Here is a 5,513-nt window from a genome sequence, read left to right on the forward strand (position 1 = left end):
CGGCGGTGTCGTCGGTAGAGGCATCATCGACAACGACGACCTCCGCCACTTCCGGTTCGCGCAACGCGGATGCGATGGCGACGGCGATTGTCGCTGCGGCGTTTTTTGCCGCGATGATCACGCAGACCTCGAATTTCGTCATCGACATGGATTTGCCTCTCGTACAGGTAATATCGATTTGCCCTCGCCCCGTACTCCTTCGATGCCCTACAGAATTGCCATCAGCACCCAATTTGCCTTCATTCAGCGACTTCCCGGCCGCTCGAAGATGCGGCGGCTGATATCGGCGGACGCCGCCCAGCCGGCTTCGGCCAGATAGCGGACCGGCGCGCGGCCGCACAGTTCCCACAGCACCGTTCGCCGCTGTGGCCACCGCAGCGACGGCAGCCATGGCGCGATGACCATGCTGAGCAGATCCTCATTGCCGATGCGCGACAGGATCCTGGTCGCGCGCTGCGACAGCAGCGTGCCAGCGCCGCCGAGTAGCACATCGGCGGCGCGCAGGCCAAGCAGCAGCGTGTCGTCCAAACCTTGTACGGTTGCGGCATCGAGCAAACGCTGCTGATCCCCCTCGTCGAGGCGGGCGGCGCTGGCACCGATATCACAGACGTAGCCCGCGCAGGGTTCCCGGTTGAAAAGTGCCTTGGCGACGCTGATGCAGGACAAAAGCAAAGTATCGGCCACCGAGGTGAACGGCACCGTCGCACCGGCGATTTCGACCTGTCGCTTGCGCCGCAGAAACCCGTCCGCGTCGCGCGGGCTTGGCGAGCCGGGCTGCTGGAGGCGGTAATGGAGATCTACCGTGGACGACCTCGGCCCGTCGTCCCGGGTCATGTGCTGTTCGCCGAGGAAGCGGACCCACCAGACGGAGTTCGACTTGCCTGATACCTCATAACCGATCTGGCGAAGCGCATCACGCGCCCTGAAAAATCCGAGCGGCGAAACAAGGATGTCGACATCGCCGGACGGCTTCATGAAGTGGTCGTCGTAGAGAAGCTGCTGCTGGAACGGACCCTTCAGAAAAACAAAATCGATCTCGCTGGCGCGCAGCACATCATGGACCGCCATGGAATCCATGATGCAGGACGCGTTCATCGAAACCGTCCTCCTGCGGTAGGTGTCGAGCCATCGGAAAAGCTCAGGCGGCCTCTCAAGCGCGGGTGCGCGCGAAAGGGCCTTGAGGACAAAGGTGGCGACCTTGTTCAGCCTGGCGATGTCGGCAATTTTGGCACCGTCCAGATCACGCATCGAAATGTCGCCCGCGCCGGCGTGCGGCCCGGCAAAATACAATCGCAGGCAGGCCTGTACGTAGGCCACCTCGTCGGCACAGCCGGCGGCGCGCAATCGTTCGTATGAGCCGTCAGGCAAGGCCATTTAGCGCACAATCTCCCAAGAAAGCGGTTTGCGCGAACACTTATGCTGCACGTGCGAAGCAAACATCACCAAAAACCTCGATGCCGTAAAGCCTTTCCTTTTGCAGTGCGAATTTTTGCAACCGAAGCGTCTATCGAGATCGCGTCGGAAAGAAGTGAGAACCGCGGCTGAAATATCCTTGCCAGGTCTTTTAGCCGATCCGCGGCCGAATTTTCCAAACCGAAAATTCTTTCCATTAGCGAAGCCTAAAAATAAGCACAAAACAAACGATTTATGCAAGCAAAATCATATGCTTAAAGAATCAGCACAGGCGCTGCCATCATGCCCAAGGAATCGGCTAAAAAGTGACAAGTTTTAGGCATGGCCGCTCATGTCCTGACGCCAGCAACGTAATTGATTAACGGAAGGTAAAACAGTCTTGACTCATAAATGCTGCCGTGCAGCTATTGCATTGCAGCATAAAAGTGCTGACGGCACTCGACAGGCCGTTTCCAGTCCTAAATCGGAGAGTAAAATGGAACAGAATGTTGAAAAGCATGAATACGAGACACCAAGCCTGACGGTTCATGGTTCGATTGAGACCATCACCCAGGGTGGCGGCGGCAACACGGCGATCGACGCGTCGTTCCCCGCGCACACGCCGATCGGCGACCTGACGTTCTCCTGAGACTTATAGCCGTTTCCAGAGTGACATTTTGGGACTCTGGATTCAAAAGCAGACGTAAGAGGGGTCGGGGGGCCAGCCTCCCGACTTCTCCTGCGCCAACCGGAGATGTCGAAGCGTTTTGTCAGTGAGGTGCGGGGATGAACGGGAAGCAATCCGACCATGATCTGGCCGACCACGATAGCGTGAGTGCGACCAAGGATGCCGTGGCCTGCGAGTTCGGCGATGGCTTGGCGCTGCTCAATCTCAAATCCAATGTCTACTACAGCCTGAATGGCGTCGGCGCCTTCATCTGGGATTTGATCCAGGAGCCCCGGTCGATCGGCGACATCCGCAGCGCCGTGCTTGCGCGCTATAATGTCGACCCGGTGCGCTGCCAGGCCGATGTCGACGCATTGCTGAAGGGCCTGACTGATAATGGGCTTGCGAGACGGCATCATGAGGCACTTGTCTAAACCGGCCCAGCACAAGACGCTGGTTTCGCAGGCCATAGTTTCGCGGGCCCTGGTTTCGCGGGCCACGGCTTTACGGCAGGAACCCGCGAGGGAAACAGGCCTCAAGCAGTCGAAGCGCGGCGAAAGCCGGCACGGGCTGGTCAGGATTTTCTCCCTGAGCGGCTCGGAAATGATCTTCCTTGGCCATTGCCTGCTGGTGGTGGCGACAGTTCGGCTGGGGCTGACGCTGCTGTCCTACAATCGTGTACGCAGCCTGGTGACGCGCCTAGACGCGCGGCAGTGCGCTTCAATGGGCGAACTGCGGCGTGTCGCCTGGGGCGTTGCCGCCGCGGCCCGTTTCGTCCCTTACGCTACGTGCCTGACCCAGGCGCTCTCCGGCCAGTATATTCTCGCCCGCCAAGGCAATGAATCGACGATACGCATCGGCATCGAACGTGGTACGGGCGAGCAGTTGAAAGCACATGCCTGGCTGGTCAGCGACAACCATATCGTGCTTGGCGGATCGATCGACGGCTTCGCCCATCTCGTCGACCACGGCAGCCGATGAGCGGCGTCGCTGGAATCCTGCTGCGCGGAGCACACGCACCGGCGGTCGCGGCGGCAGACATTCAGCAAATGCTGGCGCGCATGCGCCATCGCGGTCCTGACGGCAGTTCTTGGTGGCTGGACACCAGCATCGCCCTTGGCCACGCCTGGCTCAACACATCGGATGAGGTCGGCCCAGGCCCTTTGACGATGGCTGGCGGCCGGCTCGCCATCACCGCCGATTGCCGGCTGGACAACCGTGACGAGTTGCTGGCCAGGCTCGGTATCCGCGACCAGTCGGTGGCCGACGCGATGGTGCTGATGCGGGCCTATCTGCGTTGGGGCGAAGCCTGTCCGGAGCATCTGCAAGGCGATTTCGCGTTCGCCATCTGGGATGACGAGCGGCAATCGCTGTTTTGCGCGCGCGATCATTTTGGCGTCAAGCCGTTCTACTACCACGCGGCGGACCGGCGTTTTGCCTTCGCGTCCGAGATCGGGCCGATCCTGGGCGTCGAAGGTATCCGCGCACGTGTCAGCGAGCGCCAGATCTCCGGCTTCCTGGCCGGGCTTCCCGACGACCCGCAGTCGACCCCCTACAGCGATATATTCAGCCTGCCGGCCCGCCACAGCCTGACCGTCACCGCGCAACAGGTGATGTTGCGTCGATACTGGCAGATCGAGCCGTCGGCGCGGCCCTTGCGGTCGGATGCATCGGAGGAATTCGCCCATCTGTTCTCGCAATCGGTGCGCAACCGCATGCGAGGGACCTCGGCAGTCGGCGCAATGCTGAGCGGCGGCCTCGATTCCTCATCTATCGCCTGTGTCGCCGGCCTGCAGAATGCCGCTGCGCGCAAGCCGAAGCTGCCGACCTTCTCGCTGGTTTTCGAGAAGGGCTCGCCGATGGACGAGCGGCCCTTCATCGATGCCGTTCTCGACCAGCAGAAGGTCGACGCGACACTGATCCCGGTCGGCAACTATGCCCCATTCGCCGAATTCGAACGCGTGCTGGAAGAACAGGAAGGAACGTTCCTGGCGCCGGGCCTGACGCTCACCCGCGGTGTCTACCGGACTGCCGGCGCCAAGGGCATCAAGGTGCTGCTGGACGGCCATGGCGGCGACGAGGTCGTTTCCCAAGGCCATGGTCACCTGCACGAGCTTGCGAATGGCGGCCGATGGATGGATCTGTGGCGCGAGGTCCGCAGCGCCTCCAATACCTATGGCGACAGCACGCTTGGCCTTTATCTCCAGTTCCTGACCCTCTACGGGCCGGCCTGGCGCATCGCCAAGCTGAGGCATCTGGCCAACCGTGCCCTGAACAGGATCCGCAAGCCCGCGCACGTGCAGCGCGCACGAAGCTGGCGCGACCTGATCAATCCGGACCTTGCCAAGCGCACCGAGCTTGTCGACCGGTTTCACCGGGCCGGCTATATGCCGCCCGGCGTTCAGGCCAGCGACGCCTTGAGCCATCGCTGGATCCTGTCGAACGGCTATGTCCCGCATGCTTTCGAGGTTCTCGACAAGGCCGCCGCCAATTTCGGCGTCGAGCCGCGATACCCATTCTGGGACAAGCCGCTGGTCGAGTTCTGCCTGGCATTGCCGGGCGAGGAGAAGCTGAGCCACGGCTTTGGTCGCTATGTGCTGCGTCGCGCCATGCAAGGCGTATTGCCGGAGGCGGTGCAGTGGCGACGCGACAAGATCGACTTCACCGCCAATCTCGTCAACGGCATGCTGCGCAATCATCGCGACCTCCTGGAACAGCTGCTGGTCTCGGATGCAGGCCGCATCGCGCCTTATGTCAATCTGCCGCAAGTGAGTGCTGCCTATGCGCGACTGCTGCGCCAGCCCGATCAGGCAGCCCCCCTGGATGTCCAGTATGTCTGGCGCTCGGCCTCGCTGTCGCTCTGGCTGCGGCAACTCCCGCACGGCGGGAGCCCCACGTGATGCCGCGCAACGAGCCGATGGCCGCATACAGTGATAATCCCCGTCCGCATGGCCGGGCAATGCGAGAACGCCGCTTCTACCGCGCCTATGGTCTGACCATCGCGTCGGAGGTGATGTTACCCGAACTGCAGCCGGCGCCGCCCGGGGCGGCGGATGTCGTGATCGCCGTCGGCGCGATCGACCTGCCAAAGCCGGCGCCCGAAGCCGCGACCGACTTTCGCTTCGAGGCGGACCGGCAATATCTGGCCTGGCATGCCGTGGGCGCGTTCCTGATCACCGATTCCAACCGTATCGACATTGAACCGGCGCCCGGCGTCGACGACGCGCTGCTGGCGTTTCCGCTGCTCGGCCCGGTCATGGCGCTGCTCTTGCACCGGCGCGGCCTGCTTGTCCTGCATGCCAGCGCCATCGCCGCCGCCGGCACGAGCGCCATCTTCATGGGTGACAAGGGTGCCGGCAAGTCGACGACCGCAAGTGCGATGATCCGGGCCGGGCATCGACTGCTTACCGATGACGTGGTGGCGCTGGACCTCGCCAATCCGAGTGAGCCAATG

At 62.2% G+C, this 5,513-nt stretch carries 6 protein-coding genes and 1 pseudogene; 5 read left to right on the top strand and 2 right to left on the bottom strand.

Annotation, left to right across the window (positions count from 1 at the left end; all coding sequences use genetic code 11):
- The coding region (locus EN893_RS16535; protein ID WP_127379274.1) for a glycosyltransferase at window positions 1-148 on the bottom strand (148 nt) is incomplete at its 3' end.
- Window positions 149-243: 95 nt separating this feature from the next.
- Window positions 244-1,374, bottom strand: coding sequence for a nucleotidyltransferase family protein (locus EN893_RS16540; protein WP_127267622.1), 1,131 nt, complete (start codon window positions 1,372-1,374; stop codon window positions 244-246).
- Between the two features lie 514 nt (window positions 1,375-1,888).
- Between EN893_RS16540 and EN893_RS16545 the strand changes: the two genes are divergently transcribed.
- From EN893_RS16545 to EN893_RS16565, 5 genes and pseudogenes are all read left to right on the top strand, one after another.
- On the top strand, window positions 1,889-2,041 hold the full coding sequence (locus EN893_RS16545) for a lasso peptide (RefSeq protein WP_013891488.1): 153 nt from the start codon (window positions 1,889-1,891) through the stop codon (window positions 2,039-2,041).
- A gap of 137 nt (window positions 2,042-2,178) precedes the next feature.
- A complete protein-coding gene (locus tag EN893_RS16550; RefSeq protein WP_127267623.1) occupies window positions 2,179-2,493 on the top strand; it encodes a PqqD family protein in 315 nt (104 codons plus the stop codon).
- On the top strand, window positions 2,477-3,040 hold the full coding sequence (locus tag EN893_RS16555) for a lasso peptide biosynthesis B2 protein (protein ID WP_127267624.1): 564 nt from the start codon (window positions 2,477-2,479) through the stop codon (window positions 3,038-3,040). The genes EN893_RS16550 and EN893_RS16555 overlap by 17 nt, the downstream gene beginning before the upstream one ends.
- Window positions 3,037-4,959 (top strand): lasso peptide isopeptide bond-forming cyclase, encoded by a 1,923-nt coding sequence (locus EN893_RS16560; RefSeq protein WP_127267625.1) that lies wholly within the window; start codon window positions 3,037-3,039, stop codon window positions 4,957-4,959. The genes EN893_RS16555 and EN893_RS16560 overlap by 4 nt, the downstream gene beginning before the upstream one ends.
- Window positions 4,956-5,513: pseudogene (locus tag EN893_RS16565) on the top strand (serine kinase); the annotation flags it as partial. The gene EN893_RS16560 and the pseudogene EN893_RS16565, both read left to right, overlap by 4 nt.

The sequence above is a fragment of the Mesorhizobium sp. M7A.F.Ca.CA.004.04.2.1 genome (assembly GCF_004022825.1).
In the GTDB taxonomy this organism is placed as follows: domain Bacteria; phylum Pseudomonadota; class Alphaproteobacteria; order Rhizobiales; family Rhizobiaceae; genus Mesorhizobium.